Below are 3,295 nucleotides of genomic sequence, written 5' to 3' on the forward strand. Positions count from 1 at the left end.
CGMAACTACTCCCATTGCTGCGCGCTCAGAGCCCTTGTCCCAAGCGGCTGCGGTCGAGGCTGCGGAGAGGTTTGTTGTCCAGAACGGCTACACCGATGCTCCCGCAACTCAAGCAAAGGAGCGTTTAGAACACGAATCTATCGAATGGTCGAACGATCGAGCCAAGCTGATTTCTGCAAGGTTCAATAGCCTCAAGGCGAAGGCCATCGGTCTTCGCCATGGGCGAAAGGGCAGCCCTCACGGCTGGAGCGTGGCGTTCGACTACAAAGTTCCCACTACTGGAGAAGAAGCAGTCTGTCGCGTGGTGACGATGGCAGAAGATGGTTCGGAACCGCGCATGGAGCATGTTGACGGGTTCAGGTCGTACTTTTCTGGGTTCGAGCGGTGATGCCTAACCCCTCCGTCAAGGGGACCTGCCTGCGGCAGGCCCCTTACATCGAACGTTAGGAGTCCTATGCTCTGCCCAGCATGCAACACGCTGAACTCTGCGATGGCAGTTCGTTGCATTCAGTGCAACACGTTGCTTATTCCAGAGGCAGAGGGTCGCTCCCCAGAGGTGAAGGCCGTTGTCCGGGCAATGGATTCCCGAGTCTATGGGTGGGTAGGCTTTTTCATCGGCTTCTTCGTCGCCGGAGTGGCAACCCAGCAGATTGGACCCGCCCTACTCTTTGGCTTCGTGGGCGGAGTGCTTGGTCGCTATATTGCTAGGCGACGGGCGAAGGAAGACTCCTAGGTCAATAGAGCAGAACCTGTCAGCAAGACTCATTGGCAAGGTAGCCTCCCCGCAGGCCATCCAACGCCAGCCCTTACCTGCAGTTTCATCATGACTCCGACTCCTAACCCCTCAGTCAAGGGGACGTCTTGCGGCAAGCCGCAAAACGCCCCTTACCTCGAACGTTAGACCCCAAGCTCTTCTTCCGCTCCATTCATGAACGTAGCACTTGAGTTCCACGACTCCGAGGTCAGCACAATCCAGTCAAGGGACGAAAATCTGTCGGTCGTCTTCTCTGCCGCATACGTTCACCATTCCGAGGGCGTGCCTGGCGTAGACGCCGGCTCAGGGTACGTTCAAGCACTAGAAATGCTTCTGCAGCAAGCCACTTGGTCCGGCTCTCTTGGGTCTTGTCTTGGCAGGCTTTCCGTTGGGCACATTGCTGTGGGCGGTCAGCGCCTCTCACTCGTTCCGCTGCCCTATACGTCAGAGGAACCGACATATGTTGAGCTCGTGTTTCAAAATGGAGAATCTCTCAATGCGACTGCAGCACGATTGCATATTGGTTTCACTGGCGAGCCTCGTTTTGTTGAGTCGTTCAGTTGCTAGCTTGAAGCAAGTCGATTGGCACTTTTCCAACCCAGGGTCTAACCCCTCCGTCAAGGGGACCTGCCTGCGGCAGGCCCCTTACGTCGAACGTTAGGCCCTCCCAATGACCGAAATTGAGACCGCATCTTTTGTCGACTCAAGTGCGCATTGGGTGAGTTCCATCGAATTCAACCATGCAAGGTTTGTGGTTTGCCTTCACCCTTCCCACGACGAAACATCCGTAGTCAGGTTAGCTTTTGCTCAGGTTTCCGGCATGCGGGTCGACACGTCCCACAATGACGATGAGCTTGCTTTCCCCTGGGACATCATTGGATTCGATTCCAAGATTCTCCCTAGCGAGCGATGGGCATTCGTATTGCACACTGATATGGTTGAGTTCTCGTTCCAGGCCTCCTGGCCAACCATCGAACGACCATGAATCTATCTGTTCAGGGCTCTTTGCAACTAGCCAACCGCCCGCGGCCTAACCCCTCCGTCAAGGGGACGTCCTGCGGCAAGCCGCAGTCCGCCCCTTACGTCGAACGTTAAGCGCACAGCCGTGTTGAAGCTTTGAGTCACTTGGAACGCCATCTGCCAATGCCAGCCGCTCATTGCCTCGGCCTCGATGCCTGGTGCCCGTGGGAGAAGCGTGCCCATTCCATCGGCAACGTGGGCTGTCCGTCCTCTGGCGGCCAGCGCTCGGGCCGCGGCGGCGCCAACCGTCTTCTTGCCTGCGTCGTCACAAATCGTCACCTCGTCTGCCGCCATTCGGGCAGCGGCGCCATGGTCACGACTCCACAGTCAAACAGCCAATCCACCGAGTKCTGGCATGGGCTTCTCTGTGGCAACGGGGATAGCGGCCTTGCATCTCTACCCCGCCACGCTTGCAGCGCTTGGCCATCAATCGCGAGCCAAGGTCTGCATGGCTAGCCTAACTAGAACAGCCACAACCCCAGTGCGGCAAGGCCGCGCTCCGGTCACCCACGTGGCTGTTTCAAAGCCCTCGCGCCCGTCAGCCTTGGGGTGGCGCGCAGCAGTAGGTGCTTCACCGGCGCCTAACCACTCAGTCAAGGGGACGTCTTGCGCATGCGCGCAAGCCGCCCCTTACCTCGAACGTTAGGCCCACAGCCGGGTTGAAGGTTCAGTTCACTTGAGGCATCTTCTGCCAATGCCAGCTTCTCAAGGCCTCAGTCTCGATGCCTTGTGCTCAGGGGAGAGGCGTGCTCGCTACAGCGTCTGCGTGGGCTGTCCGTCCTTCGGCGGCCAGCGCACGGTCGGTGATCGCTTCGACCTTACGCCTGCCAAGTTGGTCAAGAAATTGAAGCCTTGGCGCTCCGTCGCGGTTCAACAGTGCCTGCGGTCACGGCCGGAGCTTGGGGTGGGAGCTGCCGCTGGGCCGGTTCTGCCGCCTCGGCGAGCGAGCCAACCCGCAACAGCCGCAGTCCCGGTGCTGCATAGCCAGGCTCCGATCAGCCGAGTAGCATCTCCAGTTTCCTCGGGTCCGTCTGCCTTGCACGGCAAGCTCATCACGGTTGGTGCATCTCCGGTGCCTAACCCCTCCGTCAAGGGGACCTGCCTGCGGCAGGCCCCTTACGTCGAACGTTAAGCGGCAGAAAACAAAGCGCCGCGTGCTTTCAGCGCTTCGCAGCGCGTTGGCTAACCGGTAGAGCGGCGTCCGTAGGCCAGCCGCACGCGGCCACAAGAAGCGTCCTAATGGGCTCCGCCTTTGGCAGTGTTTTCGGTTCGGCGGCTGCTGGCATCGCTTTGCGAGCGGCAGTTCGCTTGTTGGTCTTTGTTGCGGAGGCGACAGGAGTTTCCAAAATCAGTAGCATGGGCGTCAATTTGGGGGCCGGATTCTACGTTTTCCCTTGCCTGTCTCAGCTCAGCTCTCAGCTCCCTTCAAGCCATCCATCAAGTCACGCCTTGTGTCCATGCCACACCAACGGCATCTGCCATTGCGAAACAACTCGGGCAAGGGTCAGCTGCATCCGAGGG

The 3,295-nt window shown here is 58.9% G+C and carries 1 protein-coding gene; it reads left to right on the top strand.

Features of this window, described 5'->3' with window-relative positions:
* The coding region (locus tag AC1DYI_RS30305) for a hypothetical protein (RefSeq protein WP_477207829.1) at positions 1–388 on the top strand (388 nt) is incomplete at its 5' end.
* Between the last annotated feature and the right edge of the window lie 2,907 nt (positions 389–3,295).

It is taken from the genome of Ideonella sp. P3_A4, from assembly GCF_056403075.1.